Origin of the sequence: Phormidium tenue FACHB-1052 (genome assembly GCF_014696675.1) — a bacterium.
Classification (GTDB): domain Bacteria; phylum Cyanobacteriota; class Cyanobacteriia; order Phormidesmidales; family Phormidesmidaceae; genus Nodosilinea; species Nodosilinea tenuis_A.
This window is the reverse complement of record NZ_JACJQN010000013.1, coordinates 19,098-34,681: the sequence shown is the minus strand read 5'-3', so window position 1 is coordinate 34,681 and position 15,584 is coordinate 19,098. Positions and strand designations below refer to the sequence as shown.

The 15,584-nt window shown below is 54.9% G+C and carries 18 protein-coding genes; 10 read left to right on the top strand and 8 right to left on the bottom strand.

Going from position 1 to position 15,584, the window contains the following annotated elements:
- Positions 1 to 51 precede the first annotated feature (51 nt).
- The 3 genes from H6G07_RS17390 to sufR all read right to left on the bottom strand — a co-directional run bounded on the left by H6G07_RS17390 (position 52) and on the right by sufR (position 2,327).
- Positions 52 to 825: a PspA/IM30 family protein gene (locus tag H6G07_RS17390; protein ID WP_073609233.1), complete on the bottom strand. Its 774-nt coding sequence runs from the start codon at positions 823 to 825 to the stop codon at positions 52 to 54.
- A gap of 221 nt (positions 826 to 1,046) precedes the next feature.
- Positions 1,047 to 1,316 carry an NDH complex assembly factor CRR9 gene (locus tag H6G07_RS17385; protein ID WP_073609232.1) on the bottom strand — a complete coding sequence of 90 codons (270 nt, stop codon included), beginning with the start codon at positions 1,314 to 1,316 and terminating at the stop codon, positions 1,047 to 1,049.
- A gap of 348 nt (positions 1,317 to 1,664) precedes the next feature.
- A complete protein-coding gene (gene sufR / locus H6G07_RS17380) occupies positions 1,665 to 2,327 on the bottom strand; it encodes an iron-sulfur cluster biosynthesis transcriptional regulator SufR (protein WP_073609231.1) in 663 nt (220 codons plus the stop codon).
- A gap of 202 nt (positions 2,328 to 2,529) precedes the next feature.
- Here sufR and H6G07_RS17375 point away from each other — a divergent pair, with 202 nt between their 5' ends.
- The 6 genes from H6G07_RS17375 (at position 2,530) to H6G07_RS17350 (ending at position 8,681) form a co-directional block, all read left to right on the top strand.
- Entirely contained in the window at positions 2,530 to 2,889 is a 360-nt protein-coding gene (locus H6G07_RS17375) for a ferredoxin-thioredoxin reductase catalytic domain-containing protein (protein WP_073609230.1), read from the top strand.
- A 67-nt stretch (positions 2,890 to 2,956) separates the two neighbouring features.
- Positions 2,957 to 4,396: a Fe-S cluster assembly protein SufB gene (gene sufB / locus H6G07_RS17370; protein WP_073609229.1), complete on the top strand. Its 1,440-nt coding sequence runs from the start codon at positions 2,957 to 2,959 to the stop codon at positions 4,394 to 4,396.
- Between the two features lie 193 nt (positions 4,397 to 4,589).
- Positions 4,590 to 5,378 carry a Fe-S cluster assembly ATPase SufC gene (gene sufC, locus H6G07_RS17365; RefSeq protein ID WP_073609228.1) on the top strand — a complete coding sequence of 263 codons (789 nt, stop codon included), beginning with the start codon at positions 4,590 to 4,592 and terminating at the stop codon, positions 5,376 to 5,378.
- Positions 5,379 to 5,389: 11 nt separating this feature from the next.
- The gene (gene sufD / locus H6G07_RS17360; RefSeq protein WP_338420712.1) at positions 5,390 to 6,703 is read left to right on the top strand and encodes a Fe-S cluster assembly protein SufD; all 1,314 of its coding nucleotides are present in this window, start codon (positions 5,390 to 5,392) and stop codon (positions 6,701 to 6,703) included.
- 28 nt (positions 6,704 to 6,731) lie between these two features.
- Positions 6,732 to 8,003, top strand: coding sequence for a SufS family cysteine desulfurase (locus H6G07_RS17355; RefSeq protein WP_073609226.1), 1,272 nt, complete (start codon positions 6,732 to 6,734; stop codon positions 8,001 to 8,003).
- A 393-nt stretch (positions 8,004 to 8,396) separates the two neighbouring features.
- On the top strand, positions 8,397 to 8,681 hold the full coding sequence (locus H6G07_RS17350; protein ID WP_073609225.1) for a hypothetical protein: 285 nt from the start codon (positions 8,397 to 8,399) through the stop codon (positions 8,679 to 8,681).
- Between the two features lie 71 nt (positions 8,682 to 8,752).
- On the opposite strand, the gene H6G07_RS17345 is transcribed toward H6G07_RS17350, so the two are convergent.
- The 4 genes from H6G07_RS17345 to H6G07_RS17330 are packed head-to-tail and all read right to left on the bottom strand — an operon-like array spanning position 8,753 to position 10,299.
- A complete protein-coding gene (locus tag H6G07_RS17345) occupies positions 8,753 to 9,058 on the bottom strand; it encodes a helix-turn-helix domain-containing transcriptional regulator (protein ID WP_073609224.1) in 306 nt (101 codons plus the stop codon).
- Positions 9,045 to 9,389, bottom strand: a complete 345-nt coding sequence (locus H6G07_RS17340) for a type II toxin-antitoxin system RelE/ParE family toxin (protein ID WP_073609357.1) — start codon at positions 9,387 to 9,389, stop codon at positions 9,045 to 9,047. Before H6G07_RS17340 ends, H6G07_RS17345 begins: the two co-directional genes overlap by 14 nt.
- A 40-nt stretch (positions 9,390 to 9,429) precedes the next feature.
- Complete coding sequence (locus tag H6G07_RS17335; protein ID WP_139297081.1) at positions 9,430 to 9,672, bottom strand: hypothetical protein; 243 nt, start codon at positions 9,670 to 9,672, stop codon at positions 9,430 to 9,432.
- Between the two features lie 30 nt (positions 9,673 to 9,702).
- Positions 9,703 to 10,299: a MarR family transcriptional regulator gene (locus H6G07_RS17330; RefSeq protein WP_073609223.1), complete on the bottom strand. Its 597-nt coding sequence runs from the start codon at positions 10,297 to 10,299 to the stop codon at positions 9,703 to 9,705.
- 616 nt (positions 10,300 to 10,915) lie between these two features.
- Between H6G07_RS17330 and H6G07_RS17325 the strand changes: the two genes are divergently transcribed.
- From H6G07_RS17325 to H6G07_RS17310, 4 genes are all read left to right on the top strand, one after another.
- The gene (locus H6G07_RS17325) at positions 10,916 to 11,107 is read left to right on the top strand and encodes a UPF0175 family protein (protein WP_242026854.1); all 192 of its coding nucleotides are present in this window, start codon (positions 10,916 to 10,918) and stop codon (positions 11,105 to 11,107) included.
- 213 nt (positions 11,108 to 11,320) lie between these two features.
- Positions 11,321 to 13,072 carry a dynamin family protein gene (locus H6G07_RS17320; RefSeq protein WP_073609222.1) on the top strand — a complete coding sequence of 584 codons (1,752 nt, stop codon included), beginning with the start codon at positions 11,321 to 11,323 and terminating at the stop codon, positions 13,070 to 13,072.
- On the top strand, positions 13,069 to 13,263 hold the full coding sequence (locus H6G07_RS17315; RefSeq protein ID WP_073609221.1) for a DUF4089 domain-containing protein: 195 nt from the start codon (positions 13,069 to 13,071) through the stop codon (positions 13,261 to 13,263). Before H6G07_RS17320 ends, H6G07_RS17315 begins: the two co-directional genes overlap by 4 nt.
- On the top strand, positions 13,260 to 14,636 hold the full coding sequence (locus tag H6G07_RS17310; RefSeq protein WP_073609220.1) for an AtzE family amidohydrolase: 1,377 nt from the start codon (positions 13,260 to 13,262) through the stop codon (positions 14,634 to 14,636). Before H6G07_RS17315 ends, H6G07_RS17310 begins: the two co-directional genes overlap by 4 nt.
- A gap of 40 nt (positions 14,637 to 14,676) precedes the next feature.
- Here H6G07_RS17310 and H6G07_RS17305 read toward each other — a convergent pair whose 3' ends face one another.
- On the bottom strand, positions 14,677 to 15,567 hold the full coding sequence (locus H6G07_RS17305) for a polyphosphate kinase 2 family protein (protein ID WP_073609219.1): 891 nt from the start codon (positions 15,565 to 15,567) through the stop codon (positions 14,677 to 14,679).
- Positions 15,568 to 15,584: the final 17 nt, after the last annotated feature.

Sequence of the window (15,584 nt, the reverse complement as noted above, 5' to 3'; positions counted from 1 at the left end):
GAGGGTTTAAGGGGTTGCTTTTGACCCTAAACCTTACACCCGTCTTAAGGTCTAGTCGAGCTTGTCAATCTGCGATCGCAGCTGTTCTAGCTCGGCATCCACCTCGGTTGATTCGGTGGCGGGGATGGCGGTCTCGGCGGCGGGTAGCTGCCCCTGGTCAACGGTGCCACCGGCGAGCTGAGCCTTCATTGCCGCCAGCTCATCATCCACATCACCCCCGGCTTCGAGGGAGGCAAACTGGCTCTCTAGGTCGGCCCCGGCCAGCTCCACCGCCGCTTGGGATCTAGCCTCCATTTGCAGCACCTTTTCTTCCATGCGCTCAAAGGCCGCCATAGCGCTGCCGGTGTTGAGACTGCTGGTGGTGTTTTGCAGTTGCTCGTTGGCCTTGGCGGCACTGGCCCGCGCCTTGAGCATGTCTTTTTTGGTCTTGGCCTCAGATAGCTTGCTCTCTAGGCCAATCAGGTTGCGCTTGAGCTGATCTACCGTGGCGCTTTGGCCATCGAGCTGAGTCTTGAGAGCAACGGCGGTTTCAGCCTGGGTTTTCTTGCGCAGCAGCGCCTGTTTGGCCAGTTCGTCATCGCCCTTTTGCAGGGCGAGTTGAGCCCGCTGCTGCCAAGTGTTGGCCTCGCTGCTAGCCTTTTCGTACTGCTGCTGCACCCGCTTCTGGCTGGCGATCGCGCCCGCCACCGCCTGGCGCATTTGCACCAGGTCTTCCTGCATGTCGATGATGGCCTGTTCCAGAATCTTCTCTGGATTCTCCGCCGAACTCACCGCCGCATTCAGGTTAGAGCGAACCACTCGGCTAACGCGATCAAATAACCCCATGACGTGCTGCTTCCTTAATCTATGGTGTTGCGATGGTCTTTCCTAGTTTACAGAAAGTGAGGGGGGATCGGGAGGATGAGGGGTGAGGAGTAAAGGGTGGGGAGTGAGGGGTAGGGCGTGGGGAGTGAGGGGTAGGGCGTGGGGAGTGAGGGGTGAAGGTTAGACGCTAATGTTCTCGACTTCTTCCTACCCCTTACCCTCTACCCCCTACTCCCTACCCTCTATCTCTCCAAATTCTCCGCATCCCACTTCAACACCGACGCACTGACCCCCTGCTCACGCTTGAGCTTGGCATCTTTTTCAAACCACTGGATAATCTGCACGGCGGTTAGGGCTTCGATGGGTGTGTCGGTATCGGCGGCAATGACTCGCAGCAGCTTACTGGTGGAGACGGTAAGCCGGGCCAAAAATTTCTCGGGGGATGACAGCAGCGCCTTGTCGACTTCCGCCGACTCTTCTGGGGTGAGAAACTGGAGCGATTGGTCAAGCATGGTTCAAGGCGAGGAAATGGTAAAGGACAACTATAGCGATCGCGCCGCCTCTGTTTTTGCCAGGGGCAGAGACTCTCCTAAGTGCGGTGGTCGCTATACATTACATAGTGTCAGACCCTACTGAGGTTGGCAAAAGCCCCAAAAAAGAGAAAAGCGGCTGCCAGGAATGCCCCAGTAGCCGCCTTTATTTGGAGAGGGTTGTTCTAGATCTACGTTTTGGGCAGAACTTTGGATGCTTTGGATCTCAAACTGCCGAGCTAAACTCCCAGCAGATAGCCCACCGTACACACCAGCAGGCCCTAGATATGTAACTCCCGCTCCACGGCGTATTCCCACCTGCTCAAATTTCTAATCACACCCCTGCACTAGGTAGCCGCAGCGATGCTCGCCTCTCACCAACCAGTGGGTGCGTTGCACCGTGCAGTCGGTTAGCGCCACCTGAAACATCTCTAGCTCGTGACCGCAAACGCTGGGGAACGACTCAGCAATGTGGGAAATAGCGCAGTTGTATTCGGTGATGATGTAGCCAGGGCCGGTCTGGCGCACATCGCCGTCGCTGACCTCGTGCCACTCAGACATGTAGCCCTCGGCTTGGCGAATCTGCACCAGTCGAGCCACCCGTTCGCCTAGACTGCCGGTGCCAACGCGATCGCGATATTCCAGAGCCTTGCGCTCCCACTGTTTGCGCAGCATGGTGCCCACCTGATCTTGGCCCATGGTGGCAGCCAGGGTATCGAGCAGAGACAGCGCAAATTCGTCGTACTTAGCGGGGTAGCGATCGCGCCCCTTAGCACTGATCTGATACAGGTGGTTGGGCCGCCCCATGCCCTCCTGCACCGCTCGGTGCTCAATCAGTGCTTCGGCTTCTAAATCTTTTAAGTGGCGGCGAATAGCCTGGGCACTCACCTCGAAGTGCTCTGCCAGATCGTGGGCCGTCGCTTCGCCCTGCCTGAGCAGGTACATCAAAATGTCGTCTTTTGTAGAGGTAGAGGGTTGCTGCACAGAGGTCATGGCGTTGGCCCACAGTAAGACTTAATAGAGGACATAGTCACAGGAGACTATACCTACCCAGACCAGGTTATCCCAGTCCATCGGACGATAATCTACTTTGACAACCTTTATGTTGTTAAACTAGTCTAAGATTCAGTTAGACAACTTAAAAGTTGCTTTAATTGTATAAAATTATTGGGCTGTGTAGCGTACCAATCCCGTAATGACTGACCTCAAACCCAACCAGGCCACCGACAAGAACCTAGAGCTCATGCGCAACTTTGCCCAGAGCTATGCCAAGCGCACCGGCACCTACTTCTGCTCCGATGCTGGCGTGACTGCGGTGGTGCTTGAAGGTCTAGCCAAACACAAAGACGACCTCGGCGCACCCCTGTGCCCCTGTCGCCATTACGAAGACAAAGGGGCCGAAGTTAAAGCCATCTACTGGAACTGTCCCTGCATCCCCATGCAGGAGCGCAAAGAGTGCCACTGCATGCTCTTTCTCACGCCCGACAACCCCTTCGCGGGCGATCAGCAAGACATCACCTTCGAGACCATCCGCACCGAAACCAATAAGTTCTAGGCTTCTGCCCGTCCCGCCAGATTTCTGTCTACCCCCGATTGTGCAGCCCGTTTAATAGAGTCGCGTCATGAGTGCTTCCGTTCAAACCCTTGTTAGCCAGCCCTATAAGTACGGCTTCACCACCGACATTGAGGCCGACGCCATTCCTCGCGGCCTCAGCGAAGACGTGGTGCGCATGATCTCAGCCAAAAAGAACGAGCCCGCCTTCATGCTGGAGTTTCGGCTGAAGGCCTACCGCAAGTGGCTGACGATGAAAGAGCCTGCTTGGCCCAACGTCAAGTATCCGCCCATCGACTACCAGAATATCGTCTACTACTCGGCCCCCAAGACCCAGCCCAAAAAGCTCGGCAGCCTGGATGAAGTCGATCCGACCATGCTCGAAACCTTTGAGAAGTTGGGTATTCCCCTCTCGGAGCAAAAGCGGCTAGCCAACGTGGCCGTAGACGCTATCTTTGACAGTGTTTCGATCGCGACCACCTACAAAGAAAAGCTGGCAGAATCCGGCGTGATCTTTTGCTCGATCTCCGAGGCGCTGCAAGAGCACTCCGACCTGGTAGAGAAATACCTGGGCACCGTCATCCCCATTGGCGACAACTACTTTGCGGCGCTGAACTCGGCGGTGTTTAGCGATGGGTCGTTCGTCTATATTCCCAAAGACACCAAGTGTCCGATGGATCTTTCGACCTACTTCCGCATTAACAATGGCGACTCAGGCCAGTTTGAGCGCACGCTGATTGTGGCGGAATCGGGTAGCTCGGTGACCTACCTGGAGGGCTGTACGGCTCCCATGTATGACAGCAACCAGCTCCATGCTGCGATCGTCGAACTGGTGGCCATGGATGACGCCAGCATCAACTACTCCACGGTGCAGAACTGGTACGCGGGCGACGAAAACGGCAAGGGCGGCATCTACAACTTCGTCACCAAGCGCGGCCTCTGCGCGGGCAAAAACTCCAAAATCTCCTGGACTCAGGTTGAAACCGGCTCGGCTATCACCTGGAAGTACCCCAGCTGCGTGCTGGTGGGCGACAACTCCGTGGGCGAGTTTTACTCGGTGGCGCTGACCAACAACATGCAGCAGGCCGACACCGGCACCAAGATGGTGCACGTGGGCAAAAACACCCGCAGCACCATCATCTCCAAGGGCATTTCGGCGGCGAACTCAAAGAATAGCTACCGAGGGCTGGTGAAGATTGGGCCTAAAGCTACCGGCGCACGCAACTACTCTCAGTGCGATTCGATGCTGATTGGTGACACCTCCAGCGCCAACACCTTCCCCTACATTCAGGTGCAAAACAGCACCGCCCAGGTTGAGCATGAAGCCTCGACCTCCAAAATTGGGGAAGACCAGTTGTTCTACTTTGCCCAGCGGGGCATTTCGCCGGAGGATGCGGTGTCGATGATCATCAGCGGGTTCTGCCGCGATGTGTTTAACAAGCTGCCCATGGAGTTTGCCGCCGAGGCGGACAAGCTGCTAGCGCTGAAGCTAGAGAACACGGTGGGATAAACCCGTAGGGTGCATTCGCGCCAGCAATGCACCATCCTCGCCGGAGTTCCCGCACGGTGCATTGCTTCGCGAATGCACCCTACCAATCCTCGGTAAGAGATAGGAGTCCCCAATCCAAAATCGCAAATTCAAAACCTAAAATTTCAACGCGCAGGAGCATGGTGGGCGGTGCCCACCCTACGGGAAAGGAACCATGATTAACAACAACAGCGAAATTATTCTCTCGGTGCGCGACCTCCGCGCCACTGTAGATGGCACCGAAATTCTCAAGGGCCTGAATCTGGAAGTCAGGGCCGGAGAGATTCACGCCATTATGGGTCTCAACGGATCGGGTAAGAGCACCTTCTCAAAGGTGCTGGCGGGCCATCCCGACTATGAGGTGACGGCGGGAGAGATCCAGTTCAAAGGGCAAGATCTGCTTGAGCTAGATCCTCACGATCGCGCCACTGCTGGCATTTTTCTCGCTTTCCAGTACCCGCTCGAAATTCCTGGCGTCAGCAACCGCGACTTCTTGCGGGTGGCCTTTAACGCTCACCGCAAAGCTCGCGGCGAAGACGAAATTGACGTATTTGACTTTGACGACCTGATCGAAGAGAAACTGGACGTGGTCAAAATGGACGCGTCTTTCTTAGATCGCAGCGTCAACGAAGGCTTCTCGGGCGGCGAGAAAAAACGCAACGAAATTCTGCAAATGGCGCTGCTAGAACCGGCCCTATCTATTCTGGATGAAACCGATTCGGGTCTGGATATTGATGCGCTCAAGACCGTGGCGGGTGGGGTAAACCAGCTGGCCAACGCCGATAACGCCGTAGTGCTGATTACCCACTACCAGCGGCTACTCGACTATATCGTGCCCGACTTTGTCCATGTGATGGCCGATGGTCGCATTATTACCACGGGCGGCAAAGACCTGGCTAAGCAGCTAGAGTCGCGCGGCTACGAGTGGGTGCTGGAGGAATTTCGGACGGGGGTGACGGCGTAATGGCAAGTTCTGTGTCTGACGTGAGCGTGTTAAGAACGGCTGATCAGCGCGATGCTTACCTGAAAGGACTGGTGCAGATTGCCCAGGCAGCTGTGCCTGAGAGCCTGGCTTTGGCGGAGGTGCGATCGCGCGCTGCCTCCTTCCTCAACGAGCAAACCTTTCCCTCGATTCGACAGGAAGACTGGCGCTTCACCGACCTGTCGGCAATGTTGGGTATCGACTTTGCCACCGCTGGAGAGGCTTCTGTCACTGAGGCCGATATCGCTGCGCTGCGCTTGCCAGAGACTACTGGCGCTCAGGTGGTGGTGGTTAACGGACGGGTGAGTCGCGAGCTGTCTCAGCTCGGTGGCTTGCCAGAGGGGGCAGTTGTTGGTTCGCTGGGCGATCGCCCCGAACTCCAGAGCCAACTGGCTGATCGCCTCGCCCAAGCCAGCGGCAACCACGAAGTGTTTACGGCTCTAAACACCGTGGGCTTTACGGATGCTGTGGTGGTTTGGCTGCCTCGCAACCAGGTGGTTGAAACCCCAATTCAAATTATCTATCTGTCCCAGGCGCAGGACGATGCTCTGCTGGTTCAGCCCCGCTGTTTGGTGGTGGCTGAGTCAGGTAGCGCGCTTACCCTGGTTGAAGATTTTTGGGGCGAGTCCACCGCCACTCACTTCACCAATGCGGTTACCGAGCTGTGGCTCGACGCCAACGCCCAAGTCACCCACAGCCGCATCGAGCGAGAGGGCGCAGGCACCTTTCACATCGGCAAGACTGTAGTGACCCAGGCTCGCGATAGCCAGTACATTGGGGTTGCTGCCGGGTTTGGGGCCAAACTGGCCCGCCACAACTGGGAGATTTACCAAACCGGCGAACAAACTACCACCAGGATCTACGGGTTGGGGGCTATCTCCGCTACCCAGCACGCTGACACCCACAGCTTGGTGGCCCTGAGTCATCCCCACGGGATTGTGGAGCAGGAGCACAAGGCGATTGTGGATGGCAAAGCCCACAGCGTTTTTAACGGACGCATGGCCGTAGCCCAAAAAGCCCAGCTCACCAATGCTAGCCAGCTCAACCGCAACCTGCTGCTATCTGATACTGCGCGGGTAGATACCAAACCCCAGCTCGAAATCGTGGCCGACAACGTCAAGTGCGCCCACGGAGCAACGGTGAGCCAGCTTCAGTCGGACGAGATTTTTTACCTGCAAAGTCGCGGCATTAGCGCTCCCCAGGCCCAGCGATTGCTGATCTATGCTTTTGCTATGGAGATCTTAGACAAGATAACGGTTGAGACGCTGCGATCGCGCCTTGCCGAAGCAATCGCCCAGTGGCCTTGACCCCTTACCCATCCACCCCCTCACCCCTATGACCGTCGCTCAGGAACTAACCCTCGCCGCTAAGGTTCGTGCCGACTTCCCGATTCTGCATCAGGAGGTGAATGGTCAGCCGCTGGTTTACCTCGACAATGCCGCTACCTCGCAGAAGCCCAAGGCGGTGCTTGATGCGCTACAGCACTACTACCAGAACGATAATGCCAACGTGCATCGGGGGGTGCACAACCTCAGCGCTCGGGCCACTGAATCCTACGAGGGCGCGAGGGACAAAGTGGCTGCCTTCGTCAAAGCTACCAGCCGCGACGAGATTGTGTTTACCCGCAACGCCAGCGAAGCCATCAACCTGGTGGCCTACGCTTGGGGCATGAGCACGCTAAAAGCCGGGGACGAAATCATTCTCTCGGTGATGGAGCATCACAGCAACCTGGTGCCCTGGCAGTTTGTGGCCCAGCGTACCGGAGCGGTACTCAAGTTTGTCGGGCTAACCGCCGACCAATCCTTTGACCTAGACCAATACCGTGAGCTGATTAGCGACAAGACTCGCCTGGTAGCCGTCAACCACGTTTCAAATACCCTGGGCTGCATCAACCCGGTAGAAGAGATCATCGACCTTGCCCACCGCCACGGGGCCAAAGTTCTGATCGACGGTTGCCAGAGCGCGCCCCACCTGCCGCTCGACCTGCCCGCCTTGGGCTGTGACTGGTTCGTTGCCTCTGGCCACAAGATGTGTGCCCCGACCGGCATCGGGTTCCTCTACGGCAAGCTAGAGGTGCTGGAGGCCATGCCCCCCTTTATGGGCGGTGGCGAAATGATCGCCGACGTGTTTTTAGATCACTCCACCTACGCCGCGCTGCCCCACAAGTTTGAGGCGGGCACACCGGCGATCGCAGAGGCGATCGCTCTGGGGGCAGCCGTAGACTATCTCTTGACCCTGGGCATGGACAACATTGCTGCCTACGAGCACGAGCTGACGGCCTATCTGTACCAGCAAATGCAGACTATTCCGGAAGTCACTCTCTATGGGCCGCTTCCCCAAGCCGACGGCGGCGGACGGGCAGCCCTGGCTACCTTCACCGTCGAGGGCGTCCACGCGCAGGATTTGTCTACCCTGCTCGACCAGTCTGGGATTGCCATTCGCTCGGGGCACCACTGCACTCAGCCGCTGCACCGCATTTTGGGCGTTGATTCTACCGCGCGGGCCAGTTTGTACTTCTACAACACCAAGGCCGAAATCGATAGCTTTATCGCTGCGCTCAAAGACACCATCGAGTTCTTTAAAGGTGTTTTTGAAGACGACGATTGAAGCTCTTGGAGTTGGCTATAAACCTTACGGGCTGTGAAAGTGAGGATATAGGGCCAGAAACCGGGCTTCTCAAGGGTGTGCAGTAGTTAAATACAACCCGGTTTAGAAACGCAGAGTTTCTAGCAACGGTAACAATTCTTACTTGCGTCTGGTGCGCGATTGGATTAGATTACTGAGCTAAGGCTGTGTGAGTGCAGTCTGAACGTCCCAAAAATTTGGTCTAACGCCACTGGAAGGTGCTGTCAACACCAACCAGCGGCTAACCCCGTCGACAGGGTCTAGCTGTCTCGGAGGCTAAGGTGATTTTACCTGGCCGTCCTGAACTGCAACATGTCTGGGGCGGCCAAGTTTTTGGGTTTCTTACCCGTCGTTACATTCGGAAGGAACCCGATTATGTTGTGTTTGCCATATTTGGTGTCGTCTGCCCAGAACCGGGAGGCGATTAGTCCGCTGTTGCTTGCGAATCCAGACGCCCAGCCGGGGCGAGAGCGCTTGCGCCATTTGGTGATTGGCTCACCGGAGGGGGTGCGAGGGGCTATCAACTACCTGCATCTGCTCAAGTACGCCGAGCAGCGAGAGTGGAGCCGGTTGGTGACGATACCGCGATCGGGGATTTTGATTACCCCAGAGCGAGGTGAGGTGTTTAGTTTGCTGAGGCGCGATCGGAAAATAGATTAACGATAAGTCAGGCTTCTGGGCGATCTGAAATCACCCAGAAGCCTCAGTACTAAAGGTTACAGCCCATGTTGTTAGGCGGCTTGCTCGTCTCTCACTGTAACTGAAAGCTTCAGCCCTAAGCTGTTCAAGAGCTTGGCGATCAGCGGAAACCCAGGCACTTCGCCCTGAGAAATGAGTTGATAGCAGGCTTCCCAGTTGACGTCCGAGCTACCTGAAGCTGTAACTAAAGCTCTACGAGCTTCAGCTACATTCTTTAGAGCCAACAAGATATGGTCAAATTCGCCATCTTCTAAAACGGCATCTAGATAGGCCGCTGCCTCTACGGGGTCTTCTAGCGACTTAATTAGATAGGAATGGTAGCTTTTATAAGCTGGCATCTTGCCTCTGCTGAAAATCTATCCAGTACTGCTTGGCCTTAAGAATATCCTGTCGCTGGTTGCTTTTGTCGCCACCGCAAAGAAGAACGACTATAGCGGTTCCTACTTGGGCAATGTAAATGCGATAACCAGGGCCATAATCAACTCTAAGTTCTGAAACTCCTTCCCCTAGGGGCTTAGCGTCTCCCAGATTACCTAGTTCGACCCGGTCTAGTCGTTTTCTAATTCTAGCTCGTGCTTGTCTATCGCGTAGACCATCCAACCAAGCTTCAAATGGGCATGAGCCATCCACAGATACATATAAACGTATTTCTCTTGGTGTCGATTGCATAAAATTTAGTTTAGGTGATAAATACGGCTCATCTGCCAACTCAATCTTGATAATCATTTTTATTATCTGGAAGATTAGAACGGCTACCGAGTAAACCGATTAAAGCCGGTGTACTCATGCGCCACATCTCGATAGTGCTATCGAGAATGCGACTTTGTGCTTCAGTAAGAGCAGTTTGGTTCCCAAGGTAAAAGGCAGCGCCACCTGAACCGCCGTTGAGCACTACTACAGTTGCAAAAACAAGTACGAAATACGGTCTATTAGTCTTGCGATAATTATTCATAATTTTCTCCTATGTTAATTTTCGAGTTATTTAGTTATCAGATTCTTCTGTTAATCGCTTGGTAATGGCCTCAAATGAAGCCATCCATCGATTCTGCATTTCTTTTGACCAGGTCGGATCAAAATCTGGAAGCTTAGAAATCAATTGGTCAGCGGCTGATTTAGCCTGTGGAGGCTGGAATACAGACTCTTGGCTTTTAGTTGTCGATAAAGTTTCTTTAGTACGACTTAAAGGCGGCTGATGCGATTGGATACGCTCTTCATGAATCACGATCCTTAGTCGATCGCTAACTGTAGATGGCAGCTCGTCTCCCGTAAGTGCTTGTAACTCAGCCGGATCAACGTCTGCGGCTAAGAAATGCTGGTATTCTCTAACCCCCTTGCGTCCTTTCCTTCTCTCACGCTCGATAAGCCCATACTTTAAAAGCCGGTCTAACTTAACGTGAATATTTTGAGGTGGAACGTCGAAAATAGCCGAAAGCTCGTTCATCGAGAGCGACCCGGCTTGTCTTATGAGAATAAGTAGACTGTCATAATCAATAAGTGAATTCTCTCTTGCCCCCTTTTTAACAGCTAAATACCTCTCCTGCAGGCTCTTTTGCAAATCAAAACTATCATTCGTATTCATGTGTTAGCAACCATATTTGAGCATCTACTTTTCTAATATATCACAAAGAACAGGAATGTGATCGTAAAAACTAGATACAGCTAAGCTACTCTCTCCGTCAAATCGCAAGCAGAGACTCTATGAATCGCTAAAGCCATTGCTACGCAAGCTTTACAGGTGATTGCTTGCCCCGGATCTTCGCAATAACTATGAGGAAGGAAGTTTTTACGATCGTCTAATCGTTGCCCAAAAAACTGTAGGGATTTGCTTGAAAGCTCTGTACATCAAGGGTTTTGAAGGTCTTGTTGGGCTCGTCTGCCTTAGCTTGCGTACATAATTTGGAAATTATTCTTCTGTCGCGATGTCTAGACAAATCCTAGTCCAATGCCTTAGAAAGCAAATGTCGCCCACGTTCTACATAACCGTTGACCTGCTGGCGGCGACGCCGCCCAATTTGCCACGTAAAGGATTGACGGTTCATGCAGGAGAGACCTATCAGCCCACCTCCGCTCACCTTGCAAGTCCTTAGCTATGCTTACTCGGCAGCCTTCTGTGGCGGCACATCTCACCAGGCTAGAACTATGCAACTCTCCATTCCTGAATCCATCATTCATCTATTCGACTACCGGAGGACCGCATGGAATCAGAGCTGCTGAAAGAACTCACTCTCGCCCTCTATGCCCAAGAGCTACTATCCTTTGGCAAAGCCCTCGAACTAGCCAGCCTAGACCATTGGCAATTTAGCCAGCTTTTGGGAGAGCGCCCGATCCCCCGGCACTATTTTGAAACTGAACTCGCAGAAGATATGGAGTATGCCTGCCGTCTGTAACACGTCGCCATTATTCAATTGGCGATAATTAACCATCTAGTCTAACCATCTAGTCATATTTTTTGCGGGTTGAAGTTTCTTACGTCCCAAGCTAAGTCTTCGTTCGATGCTCCAGAGGGCAGATGCCACCTAAACGGAAGACAGCCCAAAATGCTGGCCGTGCGATACTTAAGGTAGGCCAGCATGGCCTAGCGAGGTTTAAGGAGATATGCCGTGGCCAGCCAAATCATTGACAAAAAGCTCCACGCCTATCGAGACGACCTCGATCGCCTGCTAGAGCGCGTGCAGGCCCTGGCCACCACCATCAACAACCCCAACTTGCAGCGCACCACCCACAACCTGCGCCGCAACATCAACGAGCCATTTTTGTTTGTGGTGGTGGGCGAGGTCAAGGCGGGCAAGAGCAGCTTTGTCAACGCCCTGCTTGACGCTGAGGTGTGCGCCACCGATATTGAGCCCTGCACCGACTCGATTCAGCAGATTGTCTACGCCGAGCAAGAGTTTGTCGAACAGGTAGAGCCTAACCTGCGCAAAATTGGGCGACCTATCCCCATTCTGCAAGACATCTCGATTGTGGATACGCCGGGCACCAACACGGTGGTGGCCGAGCACCAGATCATTACCGAGCGCTACATTCCCAATAGCGACCTGACGTTTTTTGTGCTGTTTGCCAAAAACCCTTACCAAAAGAGCGCCTGGGATTTTCTTGATTTTGTCAGCGCTGAGTGGCGCAAAAAGGTGGTGTTCATTCTTCAGCAGGCTGACCTGCTGCGCCCTGCCGATCTGCAAACCAACATCGATCGGGTGAAGGAATACGCCTACCAAAAACAGATCAAAGCCCCAATCATCTTTCCTACCTCGGCAGTATTGGAGAATGAGGGCGATACGGCCAACAGCGGTTTTGAGCCGGTGCGTCAATACATTCAGGCGATGGTGTCGTCGGGAGAGAGCTACAAGATTAAGCTGCGATCGGTGAGCCAGACCACCCAGCAGATTATTGACCTGCTGAATGGCGATGTGGAGGCGCTGAGTCGGCAGCTGGTGGCCGATCGCGCCACCTCCCAAAGCATTCGCTCTAAGATCGATGCGGGCAGGGGGCGATCGCGCTACGAGATCAACACCCTGGCCGACCGTCTGGCGGCTCGCTACGAGATTATCTCGGCTCGCATCAAGCGCGACTTTCGCGAGAGTCTGTCGGTGATGATGGTGATGCGGCGCTCCTTCGTCGGTATCTTTAACCAGAACGAGTCGATGCAGGCCTGGATCGATGAGTTTCAGGAGCGCTGCGCCCGCGATCTGCGCGAGTCGCTAGAAGAAGCCTCTAATGAGGGCGCGCAGCACTTTGTCGATGGCATTCGTCAGCTGTTTGACGGGCTCAATCAAGACTTGGAGAGCGTCAAAACCCAGCGCATTGAGAGCAGCCATATTTCTCTCAAGGTGCTGGAGCGTCGCCAGGAGGTGATCGAGAGCGTGATGGCGAAGGTTAAGAATCTGATGGCCGACCAGGGCTTTGGCGATGTGCTGGCGACTCAGGCGGGCGACATGGCCAACGAAATTGTTGGCGGTGCCATTATGGCGGTGGCGGGCACTATTCTGCACATTATTGAGTTTGCGGTCGCCGAGGCCATTCTTAGCGCTATCGGCATTGCCTTTGCCGGGGTGGGGGTGGTGGTGCTGGCGATCGGCATTCTCTGGCAGCGCAACCGGATCATCGCTAAGTTTGAGCAGGCACTAGACAGCGAAAAAGACCGCTTTCAGCAGGAGGTGGCCAGCCGCCTGAACGAAAAGCTGGGGCTGATCTACGAAGAAGTGGAGCGCATCTTTACCCAGTTCTACGACTATGTGGAGCGCGAAGAAGAGGCGGTGCAGCCGGTGATTGACCAATACACCGCGATTCAGCAGGAGGCAACAGCCTTATTTAGCTCTAAGGTGCTGGGTGAAGCAGGGACAGAGAAGCGGTCATGACACCTGAGCCCTCCGACTTTGATACGGCTACCTATGTAGATCTGATGGCGGCAACGCTAGGGCTGAGCCTTCCCGATGAGATTAAGTCTGGGGTGGTGGCGAATGTGGAGCATATTTTTGCGATCGCCCAGCCCGTCCTCACCTTTCCGCTGCCCGACACCGTAGAAAGCGCCGCCACCTTTGAGCCATGACCCAACCGCCCGATGCCCTGGCCCTGGCTGCTGCCATTAAAGCCAGGAGACTATCTGCTGTGACTGTGTTGGAGGCAATGCTGGCGGATATTGCCCGGCGCAATCCAGCGCTCAACTGTTTTACGGCGGTGACGGTGGAGCGGGCGCGATCGCAAGCCCAGGCCATTGACGATGCGATCGCCGCAGGCAAAGACCCCGGCCCCCTAGCCGGGGTTCCCTTTGCAGTCAAAAACCTGTTTGACGTTGAGGGCATTACGACGGTAGCTGGGGCTAAGCTGAATCAGAAAAATCCCCCAGCGGCTCAGGATGCCACCGTTGTTGCGCGGTTAAAGCAGGCCGGAGCAGTATTGGTTGGCGCGCTGAATATGGATGAGTACGCCTACGGCTTTGTCACCATCAATGCCCACTTCGGCACCACCCCCAACCCCCACGACCCCAGCCGAATGTCGGGTGGATCTTCTGGCGGGTCGGCGGCGGCGATCGCAGCGGGCCTGGTTCCCTTCACCCTGGGGTCTGACACCAATGGCTCGATTCGGGTGCCCGCTTCGCTGTGTGGGGTGTATGGGCTGAAGCCTACCTACGGGCGGCTGTCGCGGGCTGGAGCATTTCTGTTTTCGAGCAGTTTGGATCATGTGGGGCCGCTGGCGCGATCGCTCCCTGACCTCGCCACGATCTACGACATCATGCAGGGGCCAGACTCAGCTGACCCCGTCTGTACTCAACGGCCCCCAGAACCTGTGGCAACTTCTCTTACCCAAGGAATTGAAGGGCTGCGGATCGCTCAACTCGGTGGTCATTTTGAACGCGGCATGGAACCTTTAGTCAGGGACATTCTGACGGAGGTGCTCCAGGTATTGAGTGTTTCTGAAGCGGTAGAATTTCCTGAAACCCACCGGGCCAGGGCGGCGGCCTATATCATCACCGCCTGTGAGGGCAGTCAGCTTCACCTCGATCGCCTGCGGCAGAGTCCGATGGAGTTTGACCCGGCGACGCGCGATCGCTTCCTCGCCGGGGCCATGCTCCCCGCCGCCTGGTATTTGCAGGCTCAAAGGCTGCGGCGGTGGTACCGCGATCGCGTCCGCGAAATCTTTCAGCACGTAGACGTTTTGATCACACCTACCACCCCCTGCGTTGCCCCACCCCTCGACCAAACCACTCTGGAAATCGATGGCGAACTCTATCCCCTACGCCCCCATCTAGGCTTCTACACCCAGCCCCTTTCGTTCATTGGATTGCCGGTATTGTCAGTGCCCATTCACCGTCCGGGACAACTTCCCGTGGGCATTCAACTGATTGCTGCACCGTATCAAGAGGCGAATTTGTTTCGGGTGGCAGCGCAGTTGGAGCGTAGAGGGGTAGGGGGTAGGGGGTAGGGGAATGTCACATTATTCCTCACTCCCTACCCCCCACTCCTCACTCTTCACTCTCCAACATCACCCTCGCCTCATGCAGCCGCTCCATGTGGTTGTCCTCCAGCACGGGAAAGGCCAGGTTGAGGGACTTCAGTTTTTGGCACACCAGGCTGGCCACCGCCAGACGGGTAAACCACTTGTTGTCGGCTGGAATAATGTGCCAGGGGGCCCAGTCGGTGCTGGTGTGGCTAAACATGTCTTCGTAGGCGGCCATGTAGTCCTTCCAACGGCCCCGTTCTTGCACGTCAGCGATGGAAAATTTCCAGTTTTTTTCGGGGCGATCGATGCGTTCTAGAAACCGTTTTTTCTGCTCTTCCTTTGAGACATTGAGAAAAAACTTCATCACCACGATGCCGTTGTTGACAAGGTATTTTTCGAAGTTGTTGATTTCCTCAAAGCGCTGCTGCCAAATGTCTTTGCCCAGCGTGCTCTGGGGCAGCTGCTGCTGGTCTAGCAACCCAGGGCGCACCCGCACCACCAGCACCTCTTCGTAGTAAGAACGATTAAAAATGCCGATGTTGCCGCGCTCGGGCAGGGCTTTAAACGATCGCCACAGATAGTCGTGATCCAGCTCTTCGCTGGAGGGCTGCTTAAAGCTAAACACCTGGCAGCCCTGGGGGTTGACCCCCGACATCACATGTTTGATGGTGCTGTCTTTACCCGCCGCATCCATCGCCTGAAAGATCAGCAGCAGTGCGTAGGTGTTTTGGGCGTAGAGCACATTTTGGTAGCTAGACAGTTCTTCAACGCTCTGAATTAAAAGCTCTTTGGCCGTTTTTTTATTAAAGTTGCCCGTAAAGCTGGGGTCAAAGTCTTTGAGCTTGACGCGGCGGCTGGGCTTAACCACCATTGAGGCTGGGTTGAGGGCCGCGAGAAACGAGTTAGAGTCCATGAATAGGTGGCCTAGTG